This is a genomic window from Pseudomonas sp. NFPP28, assembly GCF_900115535.1.
GTDB classification, from domain to species: Bacteria; Pseudomonadota; Gammaproteobacteria; order Pseudomonadales; family Pseudomonadaceae; genus Aquipseudomonas; species Aquipseudomonas extremorientalis.
Map to the genome: position 1 here is coordinate 77698 of NZ_FOWT01000006.1, position 26060 is coordinate 103757.

Consider the following 26060-nt stretch of genomic DNA (forward strand, 5'->3'; position numbering starts at 1 on the left):
GTTATTGCTGTGATCCCATTGGCCGACAAAAGCGCAAGATTGTGCAAGAGCGCATCCCAGGCCGGCGGCCACACTGTGGCTCAACCGATGGAGCCCGCTATGAACCTTTCTCTGTATTTACTCACCGTGCTGATCTGGGGCACCACCTGGATCGCCCTCAAATGGCAGTTGGGCGTGGTGGCGATTCCTGTGTCCATCGTCTATCGCTTCACCCTGGCGGCGTTGGTGCTGTTTGCGCTGTTGCTGGTGAGCCGCAGGTTGCAGGTGATGAACCGACGCGGGCACCTGATCTGTCTGGCCCAGGGGCTGTGCCTGTTTTGCGTGAACTTCATGTGCTTCCTCACGGCCAGCCAATGGATCCCCAGCGGGTTGGTGGCGGTGGTGTTTTCCACGGCCACGCTGTGGAACGCGCTGAACGCCCGGGTGTTTTTTGGCCAGCGGGTGGCGCGCAATGTGTTGATGGGCGGCGGCCTCGGTCTGGCGGGGTTGGGCCTGCTGTTCTGGCCGGAGCTGGTGGGGCACACCGCCAGCCCGCAGACCTTGCTTGGCCTGGGCTTGGCGTTGCTGGGGACGATGTGCTTCTCGGCCGGCAATATGCTGTCCAGCCTGCAGCAGAAGGCCGGGCTCAAGCCGCTGACTACCAATGCCTGGGGGATGGCCTATGGATCGGCGATGCTGGCGGCTTACTGCGCGGTGCGCGGGATTCCCTTCGAGATGGACTGGAGTGCGCGCTACATCGGTGCGCTGGGGTACCTGGTGATTCCAGGTTCGGTGATCGGCTTTACCGCGTACCTGACGCTGGTCGGGCGCATGGGGCCGGAACGTGCGGCCTATTGCACCGTGCTGTTCCCGGTGGTGGCGCTGAATGTGTCGGCGTTTGCCGAGGGGTATCAGTGGACCGCACCGGCGTTGGCGGGGTTGGTGCTGGTGATGCTGGGTAATGTGCTGGTGTTTCGTAAGCCCAAGCCAGCGAGCCCGGCCTTCAAGGCAAAGGCAATCTAAAAATGTGGGAGGGGGCTTGCCCCCGATAGCGGTGTGACAGCCAGCCCATCCAGCACTGATCCCCTGCCATCGGGGGCAAGCCCCCTCCCACATGTGAACCAGTTGCCTGGGTTATTTGAGGCCCAGGCGCTTGGCCATCCGCCCGAGGTTGGCACGGTCCAGGCCCAGCTCGCGGGCGGCACTGGCCCAGTTGTGCTGGTGGCGTTCCAGGCAGGCGCTGATGATCTGGCGCTGAAAGTGTTCGGTGGCCTGGCGCAGGTCGCCGGTCACCGGGGCGACCGCCTCGGAGGATTCTTCAACCAGCGGTGCGCTGACATCGGGCAGGTCCAGGTCCTGGGCGTTCAGGCTGAGAATCTTCGGACGCTCGCGACAGTTACCCAGCGCCTTGAGTGCGCTGCGTCCGATCAAGTGTTCCAGCTCCCGCACATTGCCCGGCCAGTTATAGGCCAACAGTGCCGCCTGGGCATCGCTGGTCAGGCGCAGGCTGCCCAGGCCCATGCGCGAGCGGTTCTGCTCCAGGAAGAAACCGGCCAGCAGCAACACATCGCGTCCGCGCTCACGCAGCGCCGGGACCTGCAGCGGGTACACACTGAGGCGGTGGTAGAAGTCGGCGCGGTAGCGACCGTTGCGTACCTCGTCGGCCAGGTCGCGGTTGGTGGCGGCGATCAGGCGCACATCGACCTGGTGTTCCTTGTCCGAGCCCAGGCGTTGCAGCTGGCCGCTTTGCAAAACGCGCAGCAGCTTGGCCTGTACGGTCAGTGATAGTTCGCCCACTTCATCCAGGAACAGCGTGCCGCCGTTGGCCAGTTCGAACTTGCCACGACGTTCGTTCAACGCGCCGGTAAAGGCGCCGCGTACGTGGCCGAACAACTCGCTCTCCACCAGGGTTTCCGGCAGGGCGGCGCAGTTGAGGCTGATCAGCGGTTTGTCGGCGCGGGTTGAGGCGGCGTGGATGGCCTGGGCCACCAGCTCCTTGCCCACGCCGGTTTCACCGGTGATCAGCACGGTGAGGTCGCTGCCGCCCACCAGCTTGATTTCCTCGACCAGGCGCTTGTGGGGTTTGCTCTGGCCGATCATTTCCTTGTGCTGTTGGCCGCTGGCCTCGCGGTAGATTTCGGCGCGCAGGACCAAGTGTTCGATACGTTCGGCGACGTTCACGGTGGCGGCAGCGAGACTGGCGAACGCCTGCAGGGCGTCCAGTTCCACGCGTTCGAAACGCTCGGTATCGAGGGCGTCCAGCGTCAGCAGGCCCCAGGGCTGGTCGTCGACGAACAGCGGGCAACCCATGCAATCGTGTACTTCCAGGTGCCCGTGCAAACCATCGACCAGACCGTCGTAGGGGTCGGGTAATTCGCTGTCGCTGTCAAAGCGCGTGGGGCCGGGGCTGCCGAGCAGCACGGCAAAGCGCGGGTGCTCGCTGACCTTGAAGCGCCGACCCAGGGTGTCGGCGCTGAGCCCGTCCACCGCCAGCGGCACCAGCCACTCGCCGTCCAGGCGCAACAGCGCGGCGGCGTCGCAGGGCAACAGGGCGCGCATGGCTTGCAGCAGGCGGCGGTAACGTTCGCCCTCGGGCAGTTCGCGGGACAGGTCGGCGACCAGGGGCAGCAGGGTGGTGAGCAGCGATTGCGCAGTCATAATGACTCCTTGTAGTCCTAATGACTATAAGCTGTAGGAGGTCATACTGACTACATGTGAATTAACTAATTGAAAATAAACGGATTATTGGTTGGCACGAATACTGAGTAGATAAAGACAATCAGTAAAGAAGCCCAGGAGGCTCCCATGCTTAGTGCCCAAGACCGTGCCATCGTCAAATCCACCGTGCCCCTGCTGGAAAGCGGCGGTGAAGCGCTGATCACCCATTTCTACCGCATGATGCTGTCCGAGTACCCGGAAGTCCGCCCGCTGTTCAACCAGGCTCACCAGGCCAGCGGCGACCAGCCCCGTGCCCTGGCCAATGGCGTGTTGATGTATGCGCGACATATCGACCAGCTCGACCAATTGGGCGACCTGGTGGCCAAGATCATCAACAAGCACGTGGCCCTGCAGATCCTGCCGGAGCATTACCCGATCGTCGGTGCCTGCCTGCTGCGTGCGATTTGCGAAGTGCTGGGCAGCGAGATTGCCACCCCTGAAGTCATGAGTGCCTGGGGCGCGGCCTACGGCCAACTGGCGGATATCCTGATCGGCGCCGAAGCTGCGATCTACGCCGAAAAAGCCCAGGCACCCGGTGGCTGGCGGGGGGCGCGGCCGTTTATCGTGGTCAAGCGCGTGGTCGAGAGCGACGAGATCATCTCCTTCTACTTTGCCCCTGTGGACAATGGCCCGATCCTCGCCGCCGCGCCGGGCCAGTACATCGGCATGAAGCTGGTGCTCGACGGTGAGGAAGTGCGCCGCAACTACTCCCTGTCGGCGTTGACCGATAGCGGGATGTATCGCATCAGCGTCAAGCGCGAAGCGGGTGGTCGGGTGTCCAACTACCTGCACGACCAAGTGCATGTCGGTGCGACCATCGACCTGTTCACGCCGTCGGGCGAGTTCACCCTGGCGGCCAGCGATAAGCCGCTGGTACTGATCAGCGGCGGGGTAGGGATCACACCCACCCTGCCAATGCTCGAAGCCGCCCTGGCCACCGAGCGCCCGGTGCACTTTATCCACTGTGCACGTAACGGCGGCGTACATGCGTTTCGTGACTGGGTGGACGCCCTGGCGGCGAAGCATCCGCAACTCAAGCGCTTCTACTGCTACACCGAAGACGATGGGGTGAGCCCTGCGGCGGACAAGGTGGGTTTGCTCAGCCAGGAACAACTGGCCGCCTGGCTGCCCGAGCAGCGCGACCTGGACGCCTACTTCCTCGGCCCTAAAGGCTTCATGGTCGCGATCAAGCGCCACCTCAAGGCCCTGGGCGTGCCTGAGCAGCAAAGCCGCTACGAATTCTTTGGCCCGGCTGCGGCGCTGGAATAGGGTTTAGCCGATACACCGGGTCGGCATCATCGCAGTTCAGCCCGGCTCCCACAGGGGATCGCATTCCTCTGTGGGAGCCGGGCTTGCCCGCGATGGCGTCCGCCCCGTCACAACATTTCTCTGGATTAATCCGCTGTTAACCCCCCTCTGTTTAAACGGTGGCCTGTGTGTAAACTTGCGCCCATTGGCACAACCAAACAAAGGGATACGGGGATGAGTGACGAATTGCGTTTAGGCAGGGAGCGGCGCTTTCTGGTGTTGCTGGGCATCATCTGCCTGGCGTTGATCGGCGGTGCGTTGTACATGCAGGTGGTACTCGGCGAGGCGCCATGCCCGCTGTGCATCCTGCAACGCTATGCCTTGCTGTTGATCGCGATCTTCGCGTTCATCGGCGCGGCCATGCGTAAAAAAGGTGCGATCACGCTGTTCGAAGGCCTGGTAGTGCTCAGCGCCCTTGGCGGTGTCGCCGCCGCCGGTCATCACGTGTACACCCAGTTCTTCCCCCAGGTCAGTTGCGGCATCGATGTGCTGCAACCGATCGTCGATGACCTGCCGCTGGCCAAGGTGTTCCCCCTGGGCTTCCAGGTCGATGGCTTCTGCAGCACACCGTACCCGCCCGTACTGGGGCTTTCCCTGGCGCAATGGGCATTGGTGGCCTTCGTGCTGACCGTGATCCTGGTACCGCTGGGCATCTATCGCAATCGCCAGCGCAAAGCCTGAATCATTCACTCAAACGCCCCGGCGCTTCTTCATGAAGGCCGGGGCGTTTTTGCGTGTGGGAATTTGTGAACGGAACGTGACGCCGGACAATTTTGGGTGCGCGCAGTGTGCGACATGTTGTCACACGGAAGCCGCCGCAGGACGATTCTGACCCGCCGAACACCCGCTTAAATTTGCATAAAACCGCCAAGATGTGCTGTCAGTTCGTGGTGCTGGGAGGGCCGCGCACCTCGCGCCGCGCCAGGGATTTGGTGATGTCCGAATGCCTTGTTTTATGGGGGGTTGCATCGGTTTGGCAGCCCCTTACACGCGGTAAGGGGGGCGGCAGGCTGCCCTATAACACGGCAATTTTTGTGGTTTTTGTTGAGAATCGAACACGATAAGATCGCGAACCGTTGCAATAATGGTGAAGGATTATTGCTGTAATCGATAAAAATTATTTCTTTATAAGACATGGTTTATACATCGCTAGCTAACTACAATCGCCCGCACTGAATGTCCGGTGCTGTTCAATATTTGAGCACTGGAGCGGTCGAAGGGCAGATGGACGGCTCTGTGCGACCCCAAGGTTCCGGCAGCCTTTCAACTATCCGCACCAAATGGAATTGGTCTGTAACAAGGCCTTTAACCACGAAATCGAATAAGAACTCACCGCAGGTCCGTGAAACGTTCCCTTATGACGTGATGGGCAGGCTCTTATTCAATCGAAGAGAAATGCCAACCCTTGGCAGGGTGAAGTGTTGGCGATCAAAACCCAACTGCATTGCGCAAGCTGCTTTAGAGGTCGTGAGATGAGTAAAAACAGGTACCCCCGATTACTAGGCTTTTTGCCGCTGCTTGGCATGATGTTAATGCTGGGAGGCTGCAAGTGGACCTTGATGGACCCGAAAGGACAGATCGGTCTGGATCAACGAAACCTGATCATCACCGCCACCCTGCTGATGCTGCTGGTCGTGGTTCCTGTGATCATCATGACCTTCGCCTTCGCCTGGAAATACCGCGCGTCGAACACCAGCGCGACCTACGCGCCGAAGTGGTCGCACTCCACCAAGATCGAAATCGCGGTGTGGCTGGTCCCGATCCTCATCATCATCGCCCTGGGTTACATCACCTATAAGTCGACCCACGAGCTGGACCCGTACCGTCCGCTGGAGTCCGACGTCAAGCCGATCAACATCGAAGTGGTCGCGCTGGACTGGAAGTGGCTGTTCATCTACCCGGACCTGGGTATCGCCACGGTCAACGAGATCAAGTTCCCCGAGCACACCCCGCTCAACTTCCGGATCACCTCCGACGCTGTGATGAACTCGTTCTTCATCCCTGCCCTGGGTGGCCAGATCTACGCGATGGCAGGCATGCAGACCCGCCTGCACCTGATCGCCAACGAAAAAGCTGAAATGGAAGGCATCTCCGCGAACTACAGCGGCGCTGGCTTCACCGGCATGAAATTCAAAGCGATCTCGACGAGCCAGGAAGATTTCAACGCCTGGGTAGCCGAAGTCAAGGCCGCACCTAAACAGCTTGATCAAGCTGAATACGATGCCCTGACCAAACCGAGCCAGAACAACCCAGTCGCCCTGTACTCCGCGTATGAGCCGAACCTGTTTCAGAAAATCGTCGACAAGTACGAAGGTATGAAGCCAGGCAAGCCGGTCAAGCACGAGAAGAAAGAAGTGGCCGTGGTTGAAGGTTCTGACACGGGCTCGCATTCAACTGCTGGGGCAGAGGAGTAAACGATGTTTGGTAAATTAAGTTGGGATGCGGTCCCGTTCCACGAGCCGATCGTGATGGTGACCATCGCCATGATCGCGCTGGGTGGTCTGGCACTGTTTGCAGCAATCACTTATTTCAAGAAGTGGACCTACCTGTGGACCGAGTGGCTGACGTCCGTCGACCACAAGAAAATCGGCGTCATGTACGTCATCGTTGCCATGGTCATGCTGCTGCGTGGTTTTGCCGACGCCATCATGATGCGTACCCAGTTGGCCATGGCCACCGAGGGTTCGCCTGGCTACCTGCCACCTGAACACTATGACCAGATCTTCACCGCCCACGGTGTGATCATGATCATCTTCATGGCAATGCCATTCTTCACCGGCCTGATGAACCTTGCCTTGCCGCTGCAGATCGGTGCCCGTGACGTTGCCTACCCGTTCCTGAACTCCCTGAGCTTCTGGCTGCTGGTTTCCGGTGTTGTGCTGATCAACGTGTCCCTGGGCGTCGGCGAATTCGCCAAGACCGGTTGGGTTGCGTATCCGCCATTGTCGGGTATCCAGTACAGCCCGGGCGTGGGTGTGGACTACTACATCTGGGCGCTACAGTTATCAGGGCTCGGGACGACATTGACGGGGGTCAACTTCCTGGCCACCGTCCTGAAAATGCGCGCCCCTGGCATGAAACTGATGGACATGCCGATCTTCACCTGGACCTGCACCTGGGCCAACGTCCTGATCGTGGCTTCGTTCCCGATCCTGGCAGCTACCATGGCGCTGCTGTCGCTTGACCGTTACCTGGATTTCCACATTTTCACCAACGAACTTGGTGGCAATCCAATGATGTACGTGAACCTGTTCTGGGCATGGGGTCACCCTGAGGTGTACATCCTGATCCTGCCAGCGTTCGGTATCTTCTCCGAAGTGATCTCGACCTTTACCGGCAAGCGCCTGTTCGGTCACCACTCGATGGTCTACGCATCGGGCGCGATCTCCGTATTGGGCTTCATGGTGTGGCTGCACCACTTCTTCACCATGGGTTCGGGCGCCAGCGTCAACGCCTTCTTCGGCCTGGCGACGATGCTGATTTCCATCCCGACGGGGGTGAAGCTATTCAACTGGCTGTTCACCATCTACCACGGCCGTCTGCGTATCACCAGCCAGGTTCTGTGGACCCTGGGCTTCATGGTGACTTTCGCCATCGGCGGCATGACCGGCGTACTGCTGGCCATCCCGGGTGCTGACTTCGTCCTGCACAACAGCCTGTTCGTGATCGCTCACTTCCACAACGTGATCATCGGCGGTGCGGTATTCGGTTACATCGCTGGTTTCAGCTTCTACTTCCCGAAAGCGTTCGGCTTCAAGCTGCACGAAGGTTGGGGCAAGGCTGCATTCTGGTTCTGGATCTCGGGCTTCTTCGTCGCGTTCATGCCGCTCTACGCCTTGGGCTTCATGGGCATGACCCGTCGTCTGAACGCCACTACCAACCCTGAGTGGGTGCCGTACCTGTACGTCGCCATGTTCGGTGCGGTGATGATCGCCGTGGGTATCGCCTGCCAGCTGATCCAGCTGTACGTGAGTATCCGTGACCGTAAGCAGAACGCTTGCGAATCCGGCGACCCATGGAATGGCCACACCCTGGAATGGTCGACTTCGTCGCCACCGCCGTTCTACAACTTCGCCGTGATCCCTACCGCGAACACCATTGATGCGTTCACCGAAGCCAAGGAAGACGGTACTGCGTACCAGCGTCCGAAGCACTACGAACCGATCCACATGCCAAACAACACCGCCACTGGCGTGGTGATGGGCGCGTTGTTGACCGTGTTCGGTTTCGCGATGATCTGGCACATCTGGTGGCTGGCAATCGTGAGCCTGGTGGGCACTATCGGTTACTTCATCATTCACGCTGCCCGTGATGATCAAGGCTACATGGTGCCGGTCGAGACGATCGAGCGCATCGAAGCCGAGCAGCACGCTCGCCTGGTAGCCGAGAAGAAGATCCCGGCCAACCGTGTTGAAACCTCGTTGGAACAGGCTTAAACCATGTCGAACTTAGTGACCAATGCTGGACACGCCCATGTCGATGACCATGGGCACGATGACCATCACCACGACTCGGGGCCGATGACCGTTTTCGGTTTCTGGCTCTACCTGATGACCGACTGCATCTTGTTTGCGTCGATCTTCGCGGTGTACGCGGTACTGGTAAACAACGTAGCGGGTGGCCCGTCGGGCCACGACATCTTCGAACTGCCTTACGTGCTCGGCGAAACCGCCTTGCTGTTGTTCAGTTCGATCACCTACGGCTTCGCCATGTTGGCCTTCTACAAGGGCAACAAGAAAGGCGTACTGAGCTGGCTGGCCCTGACCTTCCTGTTCGGCCTGGGCTTCATCGGCATGGAGATCAACGAGTTCCACCTGCTGATCTCCGAAGGCTACGGCCCGCACCGTTCCGGCTTCCTGTCCGCGTTCTTCACGCTGGTAGGCACCCACGGTCTGCACGTGTCTGCCGGCCTGCTGTGGATGGCGGTGATGATGTATCAGGTCAATAAGCACGGCCTGACCAACACCAACAAGACTCGCCTGACCTGCCTGAGCCTGTTCTGGCACTTCCTGGACGTGGTCTGGATCTGCGTCTTCACCGTTGTTTACCTGATGGGGACTCTGTAATGGCTAATGCACACTCCCATGACCATGACAGCCATGATGCAAGCCACGGCAGCGTCAAGTCGTACGCCATCGGCTTCATCCTGTCGGTAATCCTGACGCTCATCCCGTTCGGTCTGGTGATGTACCCGACCCTGCCGAAGTCGATCACCTTGATGATCGTGCTGGCATTCGCGGTGATTCAGGTTCTGGTGCACCTGGTGTACTTCCTGCACCTGGACCGTTCCAAGGAGCAGCGCGACAACGTGGTTGCGTTCGTGTTCGCAGGGATCGTAATCGTACTGCTGGTTGGCCTGTCGATATGGATCATGTTCAGCATCCATACGTTCATGATGGCGAAGTGAGGTAAGACCCGATGTCGCTTAAGCACTTTATCCAAATCACCAAACCGGGGATCATTTTCGGTAACGTGCTTTCTGTGGCGGGCGGTTTCTTCCTGGCCTCCAAGGGACATGTCGATCTGGCCATCTTCCTGGCTGCAATGATCGGTACGTCCCTGGTGGTAGCTTCCGGATGTGTGTTCAACAACTGCATCGACCGTGACATCGATATCAAGATGGAGCGCACCAAGAATCGTGTGCTGGTCCAGGGCCTCATCTCCCTGAAACTGGCACTGATCTATGCGACCGTCCTGGGTGTTGCCGGTGTGGCGTTGTTGTACAAGGTGGCCAACCCGCTGGCGGCGCTGTTTGCCGTGATCGGTTTTGTCATCTACGTCGGCCTCTACAGCCTGTACCTCAAGCGCAAGTCGGTTCACGGCACGCTGGTGGGCAGTCTGTCGGGGGCGATGCCGCCGGTGATTGGTTATGTGGCTGTAACCAATAGCTTCGACATGGCCGCGCTGACGCTACTGGTGATGTTCAGCCTGTGGCAGATGCCGCATTCCTACGCCATCGCGATTTTCCGCTTCAACGACTACCTGGCTGCTTCGATTCCGGTCTTGCCGGTAAAACGGGGTATCCAGGTCGCCAAGAAACACATCCTGCTGTACATCCTGGCCTTCCTCGTGGCGACCTTGATGTTGACCTTCAGTGGCTACGCCGGCATGAGCTACCTTGCCGTTGCCGCCGCCATGGGCATGTACTGGTTGTACATGGCCTGGACCGGCTACAAGGCGGTGGATGACACCGTCTGGGCGCGCAAGCTGTTCGTGTTCTCGATCTTCACCATCACCGCGCTGAGCGTGATGATGTCCCTGGATTTCCAAGTGCCGAAAGAGCTGCTGCTGACCTACGCTCACTGAGTGGTCCTGCAGTGAAAAAGCCCCGCCTTCGAGAGAAGCGCGGGGCTTTTTCTTGGACGGGGTTTAAATCCCCGGCTGCGTTTATCGTCATACCCCTCAGTACGTGCTGTGCGAATCCATCACCCGCCTACAAGGAGTAGCCCTATGGTCAGCGTAAGTCGTCGGTCCCTTCTCGCCCTGGGCGCCGCCCTGCCTCTGCTGGGGCGCCTCGATTGGGCGGTTGCCAGCCCGCCGCCGACCAAGACTGACAAGGTGCTGCTCAACTACAACGAAAGCCCCTATGGGCCCTCTCAGGTCGCCCGCGAAGCCATGCAGAAGGGAATCGCCACAGCCGGGCGTTATCCCTACAAACACATGTACGCCCTGGCCGGGCTGTTTGCCCAGCAGCAGGGGATTGCCGAAGAACAGGTGGCGGTATTTGCCGGCTCCATGGCTGCACTGCGCTATGCAGTGCTGGCATTCACCAGCGAGACCCGCGGTCTGGTGATGGCTACGCCATCCTACGAAGTGCCACGCCAGGCGGCGCAGGCGAACAAGGCCTCGGTCAAGGAAGTCAGCCTCAACGCCGACCACGCCCACGACATCCCGGCCATGCTCGCTGCCGACCCCCAGGCCGGCATGCTCTACCTGTGCAACCCCAACAACCCGACCGGCACCGTGACGCCCACCGACGCCATTCGCCAGGCCTTGGCACACAAACCCGAAGGCAGCGTGTTGGTGGTGGACGAGGCCTATATCGACTTCGCCAATACGCCCAGCGTGGTCAGTTGGGTCAAGGACCACGATGACCTGCTGGTGCTGCGCACCTTCTCGAAAATCTACGGCATGGCCGGTGCCCGCCTGGGACTGGTGGTCGGTCATCCGGCGCTGCTGGAACGCCTGGCCGTGTTTGGCGGTGACAACGTCCCGGCGGGCAGCACGTTGCTGGGCGGCCTCGCCAGCCTGGAGGACGTGAAGCTGTTGCCGCAACGCAAAGCCCTCAACAATCAACTGCGTGATGAGACCGTGGCGTGGTTGAAAGGCCGGGGTTTCACCTGCAGCGCGTCACAGGCCAACTGCTTCATGATCGACGTGAAGCAACCGGCGGAGCAGGTGATCGAAAAGCTGGCGGCGCAAGGTGTGATGATCGGCCGGGTGTTTGAAAGCTGGCCGCAGTGGGTACGGGTGACGGTGGGGGACAAGCAGGATATGGCGCGGTTTCGCGAGGTGTTTGCGCAGCAGGTCAGTTGACGCGACGCCGAACACATGTGAGAGCGGGCGTGCTCGCTCCCACATGGTACCCAGCAGTGTTGCGGATTAAAGGGCTGGGATTAAGGGTTACTGCTGCGCGATGCTGTACCCATCAAACGCCGTCTGCTGCTGCAACGCAGTAATCACGCTCTTGCGGTTCAAAGGCTGTTCGGCGCCGGCGTTATCCACAAAGCTCTCGACTTCCAGCTCCGCTTCATCCCCTTCACCCACAAAGCTGAAGCCCAGGAACTCGAACGCCTCACGGTCAATGTTCAGCTTCGAGCGCGGCGTGCGCAGCGGCAGGGTGACGCTGATGCCATCCTTGCTGATCACAAACACTTCGGCTTCTTTCTTCGGGCGGGATGCCTTGCTCTTGCCGGCGCTCGGGTTGCTGATGGCCTGGTGGCTCTGGTTCAGCACTTTCAACGCCAGGCCGTAGACCAGCTCCTGGAACTCGGGGTCGTCCTTGAAGCAGGACAGGATGCGGCTGATGGAGAACTGGCTGCTCAAGTTTTCCAGGGCAGCGTTGTCGGCGGCCTCGGCGTCCTTGAGCTGCTTGAGCTGACCCATCAGGTCGTAGGCCTTGTCGTCGTCGAAGGCATCGTGGGCCTGACGGATGGCCACGCGCAGTTCGCGGATCTGGTCGCTTTCCTTGGAGGTGTGGAACGCGTCCAGCACCATCTCGCTGATGATCTTGGCGGCGGGCAGATGCTGTGAAAGATTGATGGCGTTTTCGTATTCGGCTTTGGCGTGCAAGGCGACGACGGATTCTTCGGTGGCAGATTGTTCGGTGTAAGAATCGGACATTGAAATTTCACTACTTCAGTAAACGAGGACAAAAAAGCGTCGGGCATTTTCAGGGGGGAGGGAGGTCAGGTCAAGGCAGCACACTGCCTTTGAGGTTGCGCTGATCCATATCAAGTGGCTGCTTGGGGAATTTCGCGACAACAAGCCTGGGGCTTGGCTGGCCCTGGTGATCTGCCTGATCACGCATAAAAACAATTGCACACCTGAACCGAGGAGACCACTCCAGGTCAGGTTTTAAAGAAATATTGCGATGTTCTCGGGGCAACCGCGCCCGGACTTCCCCGACACGGTCAAGGACTGGCCGAACGGCGGCAGGCCCGTGGATGCGCGCTACTAGTCCAACTGCTTGAGGCAGGCCTCGAGGATATCCAGGCCTTCCTCCAGTACTACGGGTTCGATGGTCAGCGGCGCAAGCAAACGGATAATGTGCCGCGACTTGCCGCTGGGCATCAGCAGCAACCCGGCGCCCCGCGCCAGGCCCAATAGTTGAGCGAGCTGTTGCGGCGCGGGTGTGCCGTCGGCGTTGGCCAACTCGATGCCGCGCATGGCGCCGACGCCGGTCAGGCGGCCCAAGTACGGCAGGCCTTGCGCCCGCCAGCTTTCATAGCGGCTGACGATGGCGTGTTGCTGCTGTGCGCCCCAGGCGTGCAGGTGTTCGTCGGTCATCGCATCCAGCGTGGCCAACGCCGCCGCACACGCGATGGGGTTGCCGGAATAGGTCCCACCCAAACCGCCTTTGGGCAGGTTGTCCATCAGCGCCTTGCGCCCGACCACGGCGCCCAGCGGTACTCCACCGGCGATGCTTTTGCCGAGCAGGATCAAGTCCGGTTCGATACCCAGCCGCGAAAAGGCAAAGCGCTGGCCGGTACGGCCAAAGCCTGACTGGATTTCATCGGCAATCAGCAGGATGTTGTGTTCATCGCAAAAGCGTCGCAGCGCCTGGGCAAACTCAACGTCCAGCGCAAGAAAACCGCCTTCGCCCTGCACCGGCTCGATGATGAAACAGGCCACATCGTTGACATCGATTTCCACGCTGAACAGGCGTTCCATGGCCTTCAACGCCTCGGCGCAGCTCACGCCGTTGTCGGCACTCGGGTAGGGCAGGTGATACACCGGACCCGGCAGCACACCGACCTTCTGTTTGTAGGGCGCTACCTTGCCGTTGAGGTTGAGCGTGGCCAGGGTGCGGCCGTGGAAGGCGCCGTCGAAGGCGATCACCGCCGTGCGGCCAGTGGCGCCGCGTACGATCTTCAGGGCGTTTTCCGCGGCTTCCGCACCGCTGTTGGTGAGCATGCCGCTGACTGGGTAGGTCACCGGGATGAATGTGGTCAGCCGCGCCATCAGTTCGATGTAGGGTGTGTGTGGGGCGGCGTTGAACGCGTAGTGAGTCAACCGGGTGGCTTGGTCACGAATCGCCTCGACCACGCCCGGGTGGCAATGACCGAGGTTGAGCACACCGATGCCGCCGACAAAATCGATGTAGCGTTTGCCCGTGGTGTCCCAGACTTCGGCGTTCTTACCGTGGCTGAGGCTGATGGGGTGAACGATGGAAATCGACTGGCTGATGGTTTCGTGGCTCATGAATCGCAGACTCGGCAGTGACGGGTGTCTTTTTATCTAAGCCGGGCACCTACCCTCGTCGCAAACGAAATAAAGTCGCCGGGTCATGACTGAAAATCGCGATGTGCGCCTACATAGTCGACCATCCAGTTCAGGAAAGCCTTCACCTTGGGAATCTCGCCGGCATGTTCGGCATGGGCAATAAAGTGCGCGCCGCTGCTGGGCATCGCATAGTCCCATGGAATCATCAGGCTGCCCTGGGCCAGTTCTTCGGCCACCAGGTACTGCGGCACCAATGCGACGCCATAGCCCGATTGCGCCGCACGAATGCACATGTAGAACGTGTCGAAGCGCGGCCCGTGGTAGCTGTTCTGCGAGTGCAGGCCCTGCTCCAGGAACCACTCATGCCAGGCCTCCGGGCGCGAGGTGCATTGCAGCAGGGTGTGACGTGACGAAGCATCACTGCCTTCGGCGACAAAACCCGGCGCACACACCGGCACCACCGCCTCACGGAACAGCTCGATGCAGGTCGCTCCCGGCCATGAACCCTGGCCGAAGAAAAACGCGATATCTGCCTTCGCCTGCAACACATCGAACGGCTCCAGCTCGTTGCGCACGTCCAGGTGGATGTTCGGATGCTTCGCTGCAAAATCCTTGAGCTTGGGCACCAGCCAGCGGTCGCCGAAGGTCGGCTGGGTGGCGATGCGCAGCACTTCGGTCTCGCCGCCGTAGGTGAGGATGTAGCGGCTGGAGATGTCCACCTGTGTGAGGATTTTGTGCACTTCGGCCAGGTACAGCGACCCGGCCGGCGACAGGTACAAACGCTGGCGCACCCGGTCGAACAGGTTGTGGCAGAGCATCTCTTCCAACTGCGCGACCTGTTTGCTCACCGCACTCTGGGTCAGGTGCAGTTCTTCGGCGGCACGGGTAAAGCTCAAGTGGCGGGCGGCTGCCTCGAAGCATTGCAGGGCGGTCATCGAAGGGGTCAAGCGTTTTGAAATCATGCACTTCATTCCAAATCGGAAGGAGCCTTTGCCTAAAGGTCGTTTGTGGCAGCGGCGCAAAGCCGTTGATACTGCCCGGCAGCACTATAAACCGGCGCGGGCTGTACGACGCCGAATAATAAGGAATGACAGGGAGAGCCATGCATGAACCCACTCAAAACCACCTTGGCCGTGATCGGCGCCACCGCTACATTGGGCCTGGCGAGCAGCGCGCAGGCGGGCGTGACCCTGGACGCCATCCAGAAGAAAGGCTTCATCCAGTGCGGTGTCAGCGACGGCCTGCCGGGTTTTGGCGTACCGGACAGCACGGGCAAGATGACCGGTATCGATGTGGACGTGTGCCATGCGGTGGCGGCGGCGGTCTTCGGCGACGCATCGAAAGTGAAGTTCACCCAGTTGACCGCCAAGGAGCGCTTCACCGCACTGCAATCCGGTGAAATCGACCTGATCTCGCGCAACACCACCTGGACCAGCTCCCGCGATTCGGGCATGGGCCTGGTGTTCACCGGCGTGACCTACTACGACGGCATCGGCTTTCTGGTGAACAACAAACTGGGCGTTACCGGCGCCAGGCAGTTGGACGGCGCGACCGTGTGTATCCAGGCCGGCACCACCACCGAGCTGAACGTCTCGGATTACTTCCGCACCCACGGCATGAAGTACACGCCGATCACCTTCGACACCGCCGACGAAAGCGCCAAGGGCCTGGAAGCCGGGCGCTGCGACGTGCTGACCACCGACCAGTCGGGTCTGTACGCCCAGCGCATCAAGATGGCCCACCCGGACGAGTTCGTGGTGTTGCCGGAAGTGATCTCCAAGGAGCCTTTGGGGCCGCTGGTGCGTAAAGGCGATGATGAGTGGTTCAGCATCGTCAAGTGGACCTTGTTCGCCATGCTCAATGCTGAGGAAATGGGCATCACCTCGCAGAACGTCGAGGAGCAGGCCAAGAGCAGCAAGAACCCGGATGTTGCCCGGTTGCTGGGAGCTGATGGCGAGTACGGCAAGGACCTCAAGCTGCGCAAGGATTGGGTGGTGCAGATCGTCAAGCAGGTGGGTAATTACGGCGAGGTGTTCGAGCGCAACATCGGCCAGGGCAGCGTGCTGAAGATCAAGCGCGGGCTCAATGCGCTATGGAACAACGGCGGCATCCAGTACGCACCGCCGGTTCGATAGCACGGGGGCTGTTATTCAGATACTCCATCTTTTCCCGCCGCTTTGGCGCGGTACAACGCCTGGTCGGCACGCGCCATCAGCGCGGCGGGGGACTCATCCTGTTCGCGCTCGGCTACACCCAGGCTCAAGGTGACTCTGAAGTCGCCGCCGTGCGAGCTGTGTTTCAATTGCTGGCGGATGCTTTTTGCCAGTGCCTTCGCACTGTCCAGCGAGGTCTTGGGCAGGACCAGCACAAACTCGTCGCCGCCCCATCGGGCCAACAGATCCCCACGGCGAATACAGCGTTGCAGGCATTCCACTACCTGCACCAGCGTCTGATCGCCCACGCCATGACCGAAACGGTCATTGATCGGCTTGAAGTCATCGATATCCATCGCGATCAGCGTCAGCGGCAGGCGAAAGCGTTGGGCGCGCTCGCATTCTTCCAGCAGCACTTTCTCCAGGCGGTAGCGGTTGGCGACCAGGGTCAGGGCATCCCGTTCGGCCAGCGAGCGGTTTTCATCCAGCTGTAGCTGCAACTGCTGGTTGACCCGCGACAGCTCGCGTGTGCGCTCGGCCACCAGCGCCTCAAGGGATTGATTGCGTCTTTCCAACTGTTCGACGGAGCATTTTCGCAGATGAATGTTGCGATGGGCGCCCACCATCCTTGCGACCGAGCCGTCGGCGTTACGCGCAATCACGTAGCCACGGTCTTCGATCCACAAGTAGCTGCCGTCTTTTTTGCGACAGCGGTACTCGGCCTGGTAGTAAGGGGCACGCCGGTGGATGTAATCGTCAAACAACTTCATCACTTGGGCATAGTCGTCCGGGTGAATTACGCTTTCCCAGGTGAATACACTGTTCTCCAGCGCGTGGCGGGGATAACCCAGCATTTCGTACCAGCCTGGGTTGCGGTAGACGAACCCGGTGTTGGCGTTCCAGTCCCAGATCCCATCGCTGACCAACTCCAGCACGGTGTGCAGCATGTCGGCGTTGAAGTGAGAGAAGTCCTGTTTCAACGGGTTGGTGTCGGAGTTATCGACCATGTGCGCATTCCTTGCCTGAGCAGACCTCAAGGCCTGCCGTTGTTGACGCCGATACTCCGTGGCTGGCGCTACTGTACAACGGGGCCTGGGTGCTTTGAATAGGGCAGATGTACGGCTAAAGGTTGATGGCTAATGGCTATTGATCAGGTGCCATCATCTCCGTCCGCCCCTTCCCATCAGCGTTGTGCTGGTAGATCGTTTCAGGCTGGCCTTGCTCGTTGAAAAACACCTGGCCGATCCCCGCCGAATTCCACAACCGCTCGCCGGCTTCGGCGTGCTCGGGAATATGCGGCACCACCTGCATACTGCGACGGCGCGTGAACCCGTTGAGGGGCGAGCGGGGTGAGTAGAGCCAACGGTTGAGCCGGTCAAACCATTCCAGCAGGCGTGGGGGGAATTCATTCTTGATGCCACTGCTGGTGATCTGCCAGATCCTGGGGCCCGCGTTGCGATGGCGGATCAGCACTTCGTAGACGAATGAATAGTGAACGTCACCTGAAAGGATCACGTAGTTACCCGGTGTACGCGAGTGGCGAAAGATATTGAGGATCACCTGGGCAGCGCCACGGTGGGCCATCCAGTTTTCCGCATCCACCAGCAACGGGTGGCCGCACCAGCTGAAAATCTTCTGGACCGTCTCGATCAACTTCACGCCAAAGATGGGGGCGGGGGAAACAATAATGGCCGAAGGATGGTCGAGCAGTTCCTGTTGCAGCTCACTCAGCGCCTCCCAGTCCAGCAGGCCGGACGGTTGCTTGAGGGTGAACTCGCTGCGCCACCGGCGTGTGCGGGTGTCGAGCACCACCAGGGCCGGGGTAGTGGGTAGCACGTAGTGCCATTGCTGGAAGTTGAGCAGCGCTTGGATCAAATCATCCTGGGCGGCGGCTTGCAGGTGGTTGGCCTGGGGCTGGCAGGTGAGCGACTGGGTTTGGCTGACCAGTTCGTTGAACGCATCCGGCTGGTTGCCCCAGCCCTGGCAGAGCAGGTAGGCCAGCAGAGCGTTACCGATGATGCGTTTGGAGAACGGGTGGCCGTAGGCGGTGGCTTCCCATTGGGCGCTGAGGTTCCAGTCGTCGGTGATGTCGTGATCGTCAAAGATCATCAAGGTGGACAGGTGCGCGAACACCCGGGCGACGCCTGGCAGGCCATTGCGGAATCGCTCGAGTTGTACGTGTTCGCGGAGGTAGCGCGGCTGTTCTTCTGTGCTCAGTTGCGGCGCTTCAGGCGCGATCAGTTCCCACGGCGTCGGCGACCATACCAGCAGGTACATCGCGATGACTTCAGCGAAGGTCACCAAGTGATTGTCGGCAGTGCTGCTGGTGAAGATCGGCTTTTTCACACCGCCAAAGAAGCGTTCACGCAGGGTTTCGTTGCTGTCCAGTGCCGGCAGCAGGTCGGCGCGATGGTAGTAGCTGGCACGATGCCTGTAGAGGCTGGCGCTGTCATCGATCACGGCGCCCTCCAGGTATTCATCGAACAGGCCCAGGCGTGCGATCAATGCATGTATGGCGCGCAACATCGGCCCGGCCACATCGTCGGCGTACACCTGGTCACCGCTCATCATCAGCAGGGCCGGACGCTCGGCGGCAGTGGTGGCGTCGGCCAGCAGGCGGTCGACACACAGCAGGCCTTCATCGGCGCTGTGATGGGGTTTGCGGCATGAGCCGTGTACCAACTGATGGATGCGGCTGTGCAAAACGAAGCTTGGGTATTGGGCGTTGGCGTACAGCAGGTGTGGCGCCCAGTCGGCGATGCCGGTGTTGTCGAACAGCAGGTCGTAACGGATCGTTATGTCCTGGGGCAACGCATCGTCCAGCGGTACATCGATCAAGTGGATAAAAGCATGGCGCCCCACCGGAACGACCTGGCAATGATCCAGGTTGATCTCCAGGATTTGGGCGGGCAGATGCAACTGCAGGGTCAGTTGCAGGGCTCGACTGCCCACCAGCCACAGTACCAGGCGCCGGGGTTCGAGGCGGCGCAGCAGTGGGCCGGCCAATACGGCGGGCAGTGTATCGAGGTGCGGCATGCAGGTAATGGTTCCACGCTGGGTTTAACCGGCAAGGTTAGCCCAGTGAATGTCATGGTTTTGTTAAGCAGGAGTACGAAGGGCCGTGCACTGCCCTTCGAATCAATGCAGGTTAGGGCAACCTGCCCTGCCCCAGGGAGTCTATCCCACCTCCGCTTTTGCGACGGTCGCTGGCGGCCGTGCTCTCAGGATCGGCGGCGCTCAGTGGCGAGTGTGTGACGTCAGTGCTGCGCTTCCTGCGCTGGGGCTCTGCATCATCCTGCTGCAGTGGGGGGTAAAAGCTGCCCAGTGTGTGATTGATTGCGCTTGGCATGGATGTTTCCTTATAGCGTTTAGAGGATGACTTCGCCTGTTGCAGCGAAGTGAGGCCAAACATAATGACGGCATAGCGAGCAGGCTATAAACCCACTGCTGCAAGAGATTACATGGTTGGCTACCGCGCTCTGAAGTCATCCGAAGCGCTGTTCGCACAACTGTCCAGCGCAGGAGATGTCGCGCCTGCCTGGCCCTCGCGCACAAAAGCCGCCCGATTTTCCGCCACTACATTACGCAACGCGCTGTAGTAATCCGGCAGTTTCTGCAGGCTGTCGGTGAGCGGTAACAATGATGCACGGGTATCGACCGTGCCGCCCACCAGGCTGATGGTGCCCAGGGTTTGCACGGTATCGCTGTCGCCCAGTGGCGAAACCAGGAAGCTCAAGACCTTGCCCGCCGCATCCCGGCTATTGCTGGTGCCCAGCAACGGCAGTTCGACAATCGGCCCATTGCCGATCCCCCACACGCCGAACGTCTGGCCGAAGTCGGCTGTATGGCGCGAGATGCCCAGGCGGTCCGACACATCGAACAGCCCCACCACGCCCACCGTCGTGTTCACGGCGAAACGCCCCAGGGTATTGACCGAGCGTCGCGGGTTGCCTTGCATGAGGTCGTTGATAAACACCGCCGGCTCGCCGAAGTTGCTCGCAAAGTTATGCACACCCTGCTGGAAAAAATCCGGCAGGTCACGGTAACCACGTGCTATCGGCGCCAGGGCGTAGTTATCCACAATACGGTTGAACGCAAACACGCCACGGTTGACTGGCTCGGCCGGGTCATACACCGGGTAATTCACCTGCGCACAGCGAGCAGGTGGCGCCACCTGGGTTGGGCTTGCGCAGCCCGTCAGGTAAGACACTGTCAGCAACAGCACGGCCTGGCGGGCCAGATGCCGGGGGTAGGTCAACGAGCGCATGGGCACAGCCTCCGCAAAAAAGGGAGGCCGATCCTGGCAGTGCAACCTTGCGCAAAGATGTCTGGTTTATTGCGGCGTTGACGCTTTATTGCACGATTGAAATATATGACGGACCGCGCCGAATGGTTTTAGATAGCGCCTCGAACCCACCCAGTGAAGACCGTCGGTGAGCAACTTGTTGATTGTGGACGATGACCTTGAAGTCCTCGCCCTGCTGAAGAAATTTTTCCTGCAACACGGCTATGGGATCGAGACGGCTGCCAGTGGCGCCGAGTTGTGGGCGGCCATGGAGCGCCAGCTGGCTGACCTGATCATCCTCGACCTGATGCTGCCCGGTGATAACGGCCTGCTGCTGTGCCAGCGCTTGCGCCAGCAATATGCGACGCCGGTGATCATGCTCACTGCCATGGGCGAACTCAGCGACCGTGTGGTAGGCCTGGAAATGGGCGCAGACGACTACTTGAGCAAACCATTCGATGCTCGCGAATTGCTGGCGCGGGTGCGCGCGGTCTTGCGTCGGGCGGGTGAAACGCGACTGCCGATGGGGGAGGTGGCACGCCCCCGGATCCACTTTGCCGGCTGGCAGTTGGACCTCACACGCCGCGAATTGCGTTCGCCCGACCAGGTGATGATCCCGTTGTCGTCCGGCGAGTTCGACCTGCTGCTGGTGTTCACCGAACACCCCCAGCGCGTGCTGACCCGTGAGCAGTTGTTGAACCTGGCGCGAGGCCACAGCCACGACGCTTTTGACCGCAGCATCGACGTGCAAGTGAGCCGCCTGCGTCGCAAGCTGGAATTCGATACCAAACGCCCGGCGATGATCCGCACGGTGCGCAATGGCGGCTACCAATTCACCGTCAGCGTGACCCGTTCATGAGTCGCCGCCCACGCGACACCGTGGCGCGCTGGATCGCCCTGACGGTGCTGGTCGCGATGTTCACCGCATTGGCGTTCAACGCCCTGTTCGTGCAACTGGCGGGGGTTTGGGCACGGCCGCCGCTCACCGAGACCGGGCTGCTGGAAAAGATCGCCGTGGTGGTGCGTGTGATCGAAGCGTCGGAGCCGGCGCAACGACCGCGTCTGGCCGAGGTCATGGCTGATGACGCGTTCAGCGTGAGGTGGTCGGCGCAGCGAACCGCCTTTGATCTACCCGTGCTGAATGACCCGGATTTCCAATCGGGAGAACAGGCCTTCGAGCACCTGCTGGACGGCCCGATCCGTCCCATGGAAGCCTATGAACCGTCTGACTGGCCCGACGGCAATGGCCACTACCTGCTGCTGATGCAACTGGCCGATCAGTCCTGGCTGATGTTTACCGCGCCTGCCCGCAGTTGGGGCCTGGACGAGGGCGCACGCAGTGTGATCGTGGTGTTAATGGTGCTGATCTCCACCGCACTGGTCACCCTGGTGGCCACTCGGCGACTGGCGCGGCCGCTGCAGGACTTTGCCCAGGGCGTGCGGCGCTTTGGTGCAGACTTTCGCGCACCGCCCATCGAGCCGGTGGGGCCCCATGAAATCCGCCAGGCGATCCTTGCGTTCAACAGCATGCAGGCGCAATTACGCCACTTCATCCAGGACCGCACGCAAATGCTCGCGGCCATCTCCCACGACCTGCGCGCACCGCTGACGCGCCTGCGCCTGCGCGGGGAATTCATCGAAGATGCCGACCAGCAGCAGCGGCTGTTTCGCGACGTCGATGAAATGCAGGCCATGATCAACACCGCCCTGGAATTCTTCCGCGATGACGCCCGGCTGGAGCAGGCTACGCAACTGGACCTGGCCGAGTTGCTGCAAACCCTGATCGACGACTACCGCGACCAGGCGATCGACATCACCTTTCGCGGCCCGCCACGCCTGGTGTACTTCGGCCGGCCCCTGGGCCTCAAGCGGGTGATCACCAACCTCGTGGACAACGCGATCCACTATGGCATCGCGCCGGAGATCGAGTTGCAGCACACACAGGACGAGGTAGTGATTCGCGTGCTGGATCGCGGGCCGGGCATTGCGGCCGAATATCGGGAGGAGGTGTTCCTGCCGTTCTATCGCCTGGAAGGCTCACGCAACAAAAGCACGGGCGGTGTCGGCTTGGGACTCTCGACCGCTCGGGCGATTGTGCTGGAACATGGCGGCACCGTGACCCTGGCTGAGCGCCAGGGCGGAGGGCTGGAAGCGGTGGTGGTGTTGCCCGTTTAAACATGGCTTGTGGCAAGCCCGCTCACCACAAAAGTCTCGACCTTCACAGTCGGGACGTTCAGTCAGGTATGCGAGTCGTCGATCACCTTCGGCACCGTAAACCGGAACTCACTTCCCCGACCCACTTCACTTTCGGCAACGATCTTGCCGCCATGGGCCTGGACGATGCCTTGGGTGATGTACAGCCCCAACCCGCTGCCGGTCGGGTTGTTTTCCGTCTGGGTCCAGTAGCGATCGAACACGTACGGCAGTTGTTCCGGCGCAATGCCTTCGCCGGAGTCGCGCACAGAGAACACAATCTCTTCGCCATTGCTCATGGCGCTGATGCCGATGTTGCCCTGGCGCGGAGTGAACTTGATCGCGTTGCCGATCAGGTTCGACAGCACCTGGAACAGACGCTCCGGGTCGGCATTGATCTGCAGGCCCGGCTCGGCGTTGAAAGACAGGTCGATGCCCTTATCCATCGCCAGCGGTGCCAGCAGGGAATAGGCTTCCTCGAAGATCTGGGTCACGTCGAGTGCCACCGGCTTGACCACATACCGCCCGGCCTCGATTTTCGAGGTGTCGAGCAAATCCTCCAGCAGTACGTTCATGCGCCCGGCCGCCTGTTGCATGGTGTCGATGGCCGAGGAAATTCGTCGCGAGGTGTGTGGGCCATCGGAGCTGAAGGCCTTTTGCATCATGCCGCACAGCATCGAGATCACTGTCATCGGGTTACGCAGGTCGTGGGACACCACCGCCACCAGTTCATCACGCGCACGCACCGCTTGTTGCTCACGCAGCACCTGGCGCGCCAGGTCGTTTTCCAGGGCCGAGCGGCGCAGGTCGTTGGCGGCAAAGTGGTCGCCATGGCTCCACTTGGTGGAGATACCGGCCATCTCCACTTTCCAGATTTCAAACGAGGTACGTGGGCGAAGGCGCAGGCCAGCGTCGGAGTTTTCCAGGTCCAGCGGTTTTTTCGGGTCGCCACTCCAATTGATGTTCTCTTTCACTTCCGGACGGAACCACAGCACAGCGTTATCCACCGGCTTGGGCAGGCTCATGGCCAACACGCCACTGGCCACCTGCTGGAATTCGGCGGCCGGCGGGTACACCGACACCAGGTTATGGCTGGAAAACACCGGCTCGCTGCGCCCTTGCAGCCACTTGTGCAAGGCGCGGATCTGCGCCGGCTCCGGGCAGTTGCCGTAGCGGTGCAACTGCTTGTCTTCGATGATCGCCACGCCGCCGGACAGGGTCAGGTCCATCAGTACCTGCGGTTGCTGGGCCAGGCCGTCGAATACGTTATCTTCCGAGCGTTTCATCGCCTGGTCGAGCAACGCCAGGGCCTCGACTTTTTCCTCGCGCTGACGGCTCAGGTCCAGGGCCTCCATGGCGCTGATCTGCAACGACAGCACCTGGCCGATGGTCTGGCAGGTGGTGCGCAGCTCGTTCGGCACCAGCAGCGGCTCGCGGTTGCCGCAACTGATCAGCCCCCAGAGTTTGTCGCCCTTCATCAGCGAAATGCTCATGGACGACAACACGCCCATGTTCTGCATGTACTGGCAGTGAATCGGCGACACGCTGCGCAGCGTGGCAAAGCTCAGGTCCAGCGGCTGGCCGGTGTCCGGGCGCAGCTTGGGCAACAGTGGAACCGGCTCGTAGGCCGCGTTCGGGATGATGCGTAGCCAGTTGGTGCGATACAGCTCGCGGGCTTGCTCCGGGATGTCGGACGCGGGGAAGAACAACCCGTTGAACAGCTCCATGGACGGCGCCGACGCTTCGGCGATCACCTGGCCGTGGCCTTCCTCTTCGAAGCGGTAGATCAGCACGCGGTCGTAGCCGGTCATGGCCTGGATTTCAGTCACGCTGATTTCGTACAGCGCTTGCAGGGTTTTCGCCGACTGCAAACGTTGCAGCATCTTGCCCAGGTCACTGGTGCGCCCGTTCAGTGCCCGTGGGCGGAAGTCTTTGAGACGTGGCTCGAATTCCAGCACCAGCACATTCTGATGGCGGTGCAGCAGGCCTTCGAACTCTGCGCCGTTAAAGGAAACGTGCAGCGGTGGCGCGTCAAAAAACGTGTTGTTTTCGGCCATGGCGGCAACCGCCTGGGCGGGCTCGGCGCCCATCAGCGTGTGCAGTGGCTGGCCCAGCAGCGCCTCGGGCGCATGGCCGAACAGGCTGCCCACGTTGGCACTGACCTGGATGATAGTCAGCTCGGGCTCGGACAATGTCAGCAGCACGCCATGGGGCTGGATTGCCCCCGGGAAGCGAATCGGCTCGTCGGCACAGTTGGCAAGCAGCTCTTCAAAATCTTCGGGTTTCATAGCAGTACCTCCTGGCTGTCGAGCCATTGCTCAAAGCAGCGGAATGTTGAACGGGCTGCCTCTACCGCGCGTTGTTTGGCGGGGGCATCCAGCGGCAGGCGGCCCAGGTAATCGAGAAAGTCTTTCCAGCGTCGACCGGTCTCGGCGCCGTATACATTGAGAAACGCCCCACCGTTGTCGGCGTTGACGTCCAGGCGCTGGGCCATTTCCCGGCGCAGCACTTGGCCGCCGAGGGTCGCGCCTTCCAGCACGTACAGGGCTCCGAGGCAGGCGGCGGGGGTGTCGAGGGTCGGGAGTTCGGCGCAGCGGGGCAGGGCGCCGATAGCCTGTTCATTCAGGCCCAGTGCATCCAGATCGTGCAGTAGCGTCGGGGTTTTCGTACGCGCCCCCTGATCGAAGCCCTCAGGGATCAACTCACATTCGTACAGCGCCGCTTCCATCGGTCCATAAAAACCGTAGTACGCCTCAAGCAAGCGCTGATACCAATCGGCATCCAGATGCTCAGAGAAAAACGGCAGGCGCTTCTCCAGCGCCACATGCAGCAGGGCCGTGCCTGTGCGCAACGTTTCCAGCAAAGAGGGCGCACCAACGTCATGGGCCTGTGAATGCATTCAGTGAGCTCGAACTGTGGGCCTCTCGGCCATGAATGACGCGTTAAACGGGCGACAATTCTACACAACTCATGGCGGGCAGCTGTACGCGCAAGGCGAAAAGGCTGACCAGCGGATCAGAAAAGTCGCTCCTTGCTTGCATAATGACCCTGGACGGCGCCATGAAGTTCGATCTGAATGATGTCGTGACGCTATCAGTGCATTGACAAGCCTTGTTGGGTCAACGCCGTTTGTACGCACTCAATCAAATGCTCAGTGCTCCACGGTTTGGGCAAAAAACGCACCGAGCCGCCCAACTGCGCCGCCAACTTGGTATTCCCCGAGGTCAACACCACCGGCACCGTCGGCCAACGATGGGCCACCACCTTGCTCAGGTCATAGCCATTGAGCAGGCCCGGCATCTGGATATCGCTGACAATCAGGTCGACCGGATCATCGGCCCGCTCAAGATAAATCATCCCCTCATCCGCCGAAGGAAACGACGTCACCAGCGCGCCGAAATCCTCCAGTACATCCACCATTAACGCCCGAATGATTTCGTCGTCTTCCAGCACCAAAATCGATGGCTGAGCCATGATCC

At 60.6% G+C, this 26060-nt stretch carries 22 protein-coding genes and 1 pseudogene; 13 read left to right on the top strand and 10 right to left on the bottom strand.

The genetic code is table 11. From position 1 onward, the window contains the following. Nucleotides 1-99: 99 nt before the first annotated feature. Nucleotides 100-1002, top strand: coding sequence for a DMT family transporter (locus tag BM110_RS16770; RefSeq protein WP_093513861.1), 903 nt, complete (start codon nt 100-102; stop codon nt 1000-1002). Between the two features lie 111 nt (nt 1003-1113). On the opposite strand, the gene norR is transcribed toward BM110_RS16770, so the two are convergent. Continuing rightward, nucleotides 1114-2637 carry a nitric oxide reductase transcriptional regulator NorR gene (gene norR, locus BM110_RS16775; RefSeq protein ID WP_093128297.1) on the bottom strand — a complete coding sequence of 508 codons (1524 nt, stop codon included), beginning with the start codon at nt 2635-2637 and terminating at the stop codon, nt 1114-1116. A 147-nt stretch (nt 2638-2784) separates the two neighbouring features. Here norR and hmpA point away from each other — a divergent pair, with 147 nt between their 5' ends. From hmpA to BM110_RS16820, 8 genes are all read left to right on the top strand, one after another. After that, a complete protein-coding gene (gene hmpA / locus BM110_RS16780; protein WP_092249340.1) occupies nt 2785-3966 on the top strand; it encodes an NO-inducible flavohemoprotein in 1182 nt (393 codons plus the stop codon). A 213-nt stretch (nt 3967-4179) separates the two neighbouring features. Continuing rightward, nucleotides 4180-4686 (top strand): disulfide bond formation protein B, encoded by a 507-nt coding sequence (locus BM110_RS16785; protein WP_058426762.1) that lies wholly within the window; start codon nt 4180-4182, stop codon nt 4684-4686. Between the two features lie 791 nt (nt 4687-5477). After that, nucleotides 5478-6419 (top strand): ubiquinol oxidase subunit II, encoded by a 942-nt coding sequence (gene cyoA, locus BM110_RS16795; protein ID WP_071489203.1) that lies wholly within the window; start codon nt 5478-5480, stop codon nt 6417-6419. Nucleotides 6420-6422: 3 nt separating this feature from the next. Next, nucleotides 6423-8441: a cytochrome o ubiquinol oxidase subunit I gene (gene cyoB / locus BM110_RS16800; protein WP_071489204.1), complete on the top strand. Its 2019-nt coding sequence runs from the start codon at nt 6423-6425 to the stop codon at nt 8439-8441. A 3-nt stretch (nt 8442-8444) separates the two neighbouring features. Beyond that, the gene (locus BM110_RS16805; protein ID WP_058426759.1) at nt 8445-9071 is read left to right on the top strand and encodes a cytochrome o ubiquinol oxidase subunit III; all 627 of its coding nucleotides are present in this window, start codon (nt 8445-8447) and stop codon (nt 9069-9071) included. Next, nucleotides 9071-9412, top strand: coding sequence for a cytochrome o ubiquinol oxidase subunit IV (cyoD, locus tag BM110_RS16810; RefSeq protein ID WP_016979640.1), 342 nt, complete (start codon nt 9071-9073; stop codon nt 9410-9412). Before BM110_RS16805 ends, cyoD begins: the two co-directional genes overlap by 1 nt. An 11-nt stretch (nt 9413-9423) precedes the next feature. Next, the gene (gene cyoE, locus BM110_RS16815) at nt 9424-10311 is read left to right on the top strand and encodes a heme o synthase (RefSeq protein WP_003194050.1); all 888 of its coding nucleotides are present in this window, start codon (nt 9424-9426) and stop codon (nt 10309-10311) included. A gap of 144 nt (nt 10312-10455) precedes the next feature. After that, nucleotides 10456-11541 carry a pyoverdine biosynthesis transaminase PtaA gene (locus BM110_RS16820; RefSeq protein WP_093513862.1) on the top strand — a complete coding sequence of 362 codons (1086 nt, stop codon included), beginning with the start codon at nt 10456-10458 and terminating at the stop codon, nt 11539-11541. 87 nt (nt 11542-11628) lie between these two features. Here BM110_RS16820 and BM110_RS16825 read toward each other — a convergent pair whose 3' ends face one another. Further along, nucleotides 11629-12348: a hypothetical protein gene (locus tag BM110_RS16825; RefSeq protein ID WP_093128306.1), complete on the bottom strand. Its 720-nt coding sequence runs from the start codon at nt 12346-12348 to the stop codon at nt 11629-11631. A 253-nt stretch (nt 12349-12601) separates the two neighbouring features. On the opposite strand from BM110_RS16825, the pseudogene BM110_RS30195 reads away from it, so the two are divergent. After that, nucleotides 12602-12685 (top strand): annotated as a pseudogene (locus tag BM110_RS30195) (hypothetical protein); the annotation flags it as partial. On the opposite strand, the gene BM110_RS16830 reads toward BM110_RS30195, so the two are convergent. After that, nucleotides 12682-13929, bottom strand: coding sequence for a 2-aminoadipate transaminase (locus tag BM110_RS16830; RefSeq protein WP_093513863.1), 1248 nt, complete (start codon nt 13927-13929; stop codon nt 12682-12684). The pseudogene BM110_RS30195 and the gene BM110_RS16830 overlap by 4 nt on opposite strands. Nucleotides 13930-14012: 83 nt before the next feature. After that, the gene (locus tag BM110_RS16835; protein WP_093128311.1) at nt 14013-14912 is read right to left on the bottom strand and encodes a LysR substrate-binding domain-containing protein; all 900 of its coding nucleotides are present in this window, start codon (nt 14910-14912) and stop codon (nt 14013-14015) included. 144 nt (nt 14913-15056) lie between these two features. Here BM110_RS16835 and BM110_RS16840 point away from each other — a divergent pair, with 144 nt between their 5' ends. Then, the gene (locus tag BM110_RS16840) at nt 15057-16085 is read left to right on the top strand and encodes an amino acid ABC transporter substrate-binding protein (RefSeq protein ID WP_093513864.1); all 1029 of its coding nucleotides are present in this window, start codon (nt 15057-15059) and stop codon (nt 16083-16085) included. Nucleotides 16086-16096: 11 nt separating this feature from the next. Here BM110_RS16840 and BM110_RS16845 read toward each other — a convergent pair whose 3' ends face one another. The 3 genes from BM110_RS16845 to BM110_RS16860 form a co-directional block, all read right to left on the bottom strand. Then, complete coding sequence (locus BM110_RS16845; RefSeq protein WP_256575435.1) at nt 16097-17110, bottom strand: diguanylate cyclase domain-containing protein; 1014 nt, start codon at nt 17108-17110, stop codon at nt 16097-16099. 136 nt (nt 17111-17246) lie between these two features. Next, the gene (locus BM110_RS16850; protein WP_093513865.1) at nt 17247-19139 is read right to left on the bottom strand and encodes an alkaline phosphatase D family protein; all 1893 of its coding nucleotides are present in this window, start codon (nt 19137-19139) and stop codon (nt 17247-17249) included. A gap of 433 nt (nt 19140-19572) precedes the next feature. Then, entirely contained in the window at nt 19573-20370 is a 798-nt protein-coding gene (locus BM110_RS16860) for an MlaA family lipoprotein (protein ID WP_093128321.1), read from the bottom strand. Between the two features lie 166 nt (nt 20371-20536). On the opposite strand from BM110_RS16860, the gene BM110_RS16865 reads away from it, so the two are divergent. Continuing rightward, nucleotides 20537-21247 carry a response regulator gene (locus BM110_RS16865; protein ID WP_092249316.1) on the top strand — a complete coding sequence of 237 codons (711 nt, stop codon included), beginning with the start codon at nt 20537-20539 and terminating at the stop codon, nt 21245-21247. After that, nucleotides 21244-22563, top strand: coding sequence for an ATP-binding protein (locus BM110_RS16870; RefSeq protein WP_093128326.1), 1320 nt, complete (start codon nt 21244-21246; stop codon nt 22561-22563). The genes BM110_RS16865 and BM110_RS16870 overlap by 4 nt, the downstream gene beginning before the upstream one ends. A 62-nt stretch (nt 22564-22625) precedes the next feature. Here BM110_RS16870 and BM110_RS16875 read toward each other — a convergent pair whose 3' ends face one another. From BM110_RS16875 to BM110_RS16885, 3 genes are all read right to left on the bottom strand, one after another. Then, a complete protein-coding gene (locus BM110_RS16875) occupies nt 22626-24869 on the bottom strand; it encodes an ATP-binding protein (RefSeq protein ID WP_092249311.1) in 2244 nt (747 codons plus the stop codon). Continuing rightward, nucleotides 24866-25480 (bottom strand): biliverdin-producing heme oxygenase, encoded by a 615-nt coding sequence (locus BM110_RS16880; protein WP_092249308.1) that lies wholly within the window; start codon nt 25478-25480, stop codon nt 24866-24868. Before BM110_RS16880 ends, BM110_RS16875 begins: the two co-directional genes overlap by 4 nt. A gap of 194 nt (nt 25481-25674) precedes the next feature. Beyond that, nucleotides 25675-26055 carry a response regulator gene (locus tag BM110_RS16885; protein ID WP_092249305.1) on the bottom strand — a complete coding sequence of 127 codons (381 nt, stop codon included), beginning with the start codon at nt 26053-26055 and terminating at the stop codon, nt 25675-25677. Between the last annotated feature and the right edge of the window lie 5 nt (nt 26056-26060).

Excerpts from the sequence above, each read along its gene's own strand:
- BM110_RS16770 (WP_093513861.1), top strand. The coding sequence starts at position 100 with ATGAACCTTTCTCTGTATTTACTCACCGTGCTGATCTGGGGCACCACC.
- cyoA (WP_071489203.1), top strand. The coding sequence starts at position 5,478 with ATGAGTAAAAACAGGTACCCCCGATTACTAGGCTTTTTGCCGCTGCTT.
- BM110_RS16885 (WP_092249305.1), bottom strand. The coding sequence starts at position 26,055 with ATGGCTCAGCCATCGATTTTGGTGCTGGAAGACGACGAAATCATTCGG.
- BM110_RS16860 (WP_093128321.1), bottom strand. The coding sequence starts at position 20,370 with ATGCGCTCGTTGACCTACCCCCGGCATCTGGCCCGCCAGGCCGTGCTG.
- BM110_RS16830 (WP_093513863.1), bottom strand. The coding sequence starts at position 13,929 with ATGAGCCACGAAACCATCAGCCAGTCGATTTCCATCGTTCACCCCATC.
- BM110_RS16875 (WP_092249311.1), bottom strand. The coding sequence starts at position 24,869 with ATGAAACCCGAAGATTTTGAAGAGCTGCTTGCCAACTGTGCCGACGAG.
- cyoE (WP_003194050.1), top strand. The coding sequence starts at position 9,424 with ATGTCGCTTAAGCACTTTATCCAAATCACCAAACCGGGGATCATTTTC.
- BM110_RS16840 (WP_093513864.1), top strand. The coding sequence starts at position 15,057 with ATGAACCCACTCAAAACCACCTTGGCCGTGATCGGCGCCACCGCTACA.
- BM110_RS16805 (WP_058426759.1), top strand. The coding sequence starts at position 8,445 with ATGTCGAACTTAGTGACCAATGCTGGACACGCCCATGTCGATGACCAT.
- BM110_RS16825 (WP_093128306.1), bottom strand. The coding sequence starts at position 12,348 with ATGTCCGATTCTTACACCGAACAATCTGCCACCGAAGAATCCGTCGTC.
- BM110_RS16835 (WP_093128311.1), bottom strand. The coding sequence starts at position 14,912 with ATGATTTCAAAACGCTTGACCCCTTCGATGACCGCCCTGCAATGCTTC.
- BM110_RS16785 (WP_058426762.1), top strand. The coding sequence starts at position 4,180 with ATGAGTGACGAATTGCGTTTAGGCAGGGAGCGGCGCTTTCTGGTGTTG.
- BM110_RS16870 (WP_093128326.1), top strand. The coding sequence starts at position 21,244 with ATGAGTCGCCGCCCACGCGACACCGTGGCGCGCTGGATCGCCCTGACG.
- BM110_RS16845 (WP_256575435.1), bottom strand. The coding sequence starts at position 17,110 with ATGGTCGATAACTCCGACACCAACCCGTTGAAACAGGACTTCTCTCAC.
- cyoB (WP_071489204.1), top strand. The coding sequence starts at position 6,423 with ATGTTTGGTAAATTAAGTTGGGATGCGGTCCCGTTCCACGAGCCGATC.
- norR (WP_093128297.1), bottom strand. The coding sequence starts at position 2,637 with ATGACTGCGCAATCGCTGCTCACCACCCTGCTGCCCCTGGTCGCCGAC.
- BM110_RS16880 (WP_092249308.1), bottom strand. The coding sequence starts at position 25,480 with ATGCATTCACAGGCCCATGACGTTGGTGCGCCCTCTTTGCTGGAAACG.
- hmpA (WP_092249340.1), top strand. The coding sequence starts at position 2,785 with ATGCTTAGTGCCCAAGACCGTGCCATCGTCAAATCCACCGTGCCCCTG.
- BM110_RS16820 (WP_093513862.1), top strand. The coding sequence starts at position 10,456 with ATGGTCAGCGTAAGTCGTCGGTCCCTTCTCGCCCTGGGCGCCGCCCTG.
- cyoD (WP_016979640.1), top strand. The coding sequence starts at position 9,071 with ATGGCTAATGCACACTCCCATGACCATGACAGCCATGATGCAAGCCAC.
- BM110_RS16850 (WP_093513865.1), bottom strand. The coding sequence starts at position 19,139 with ATGCCGCACCTCGATACACTGCCCGCCGTATTGGCCGGCCCACTGCTG.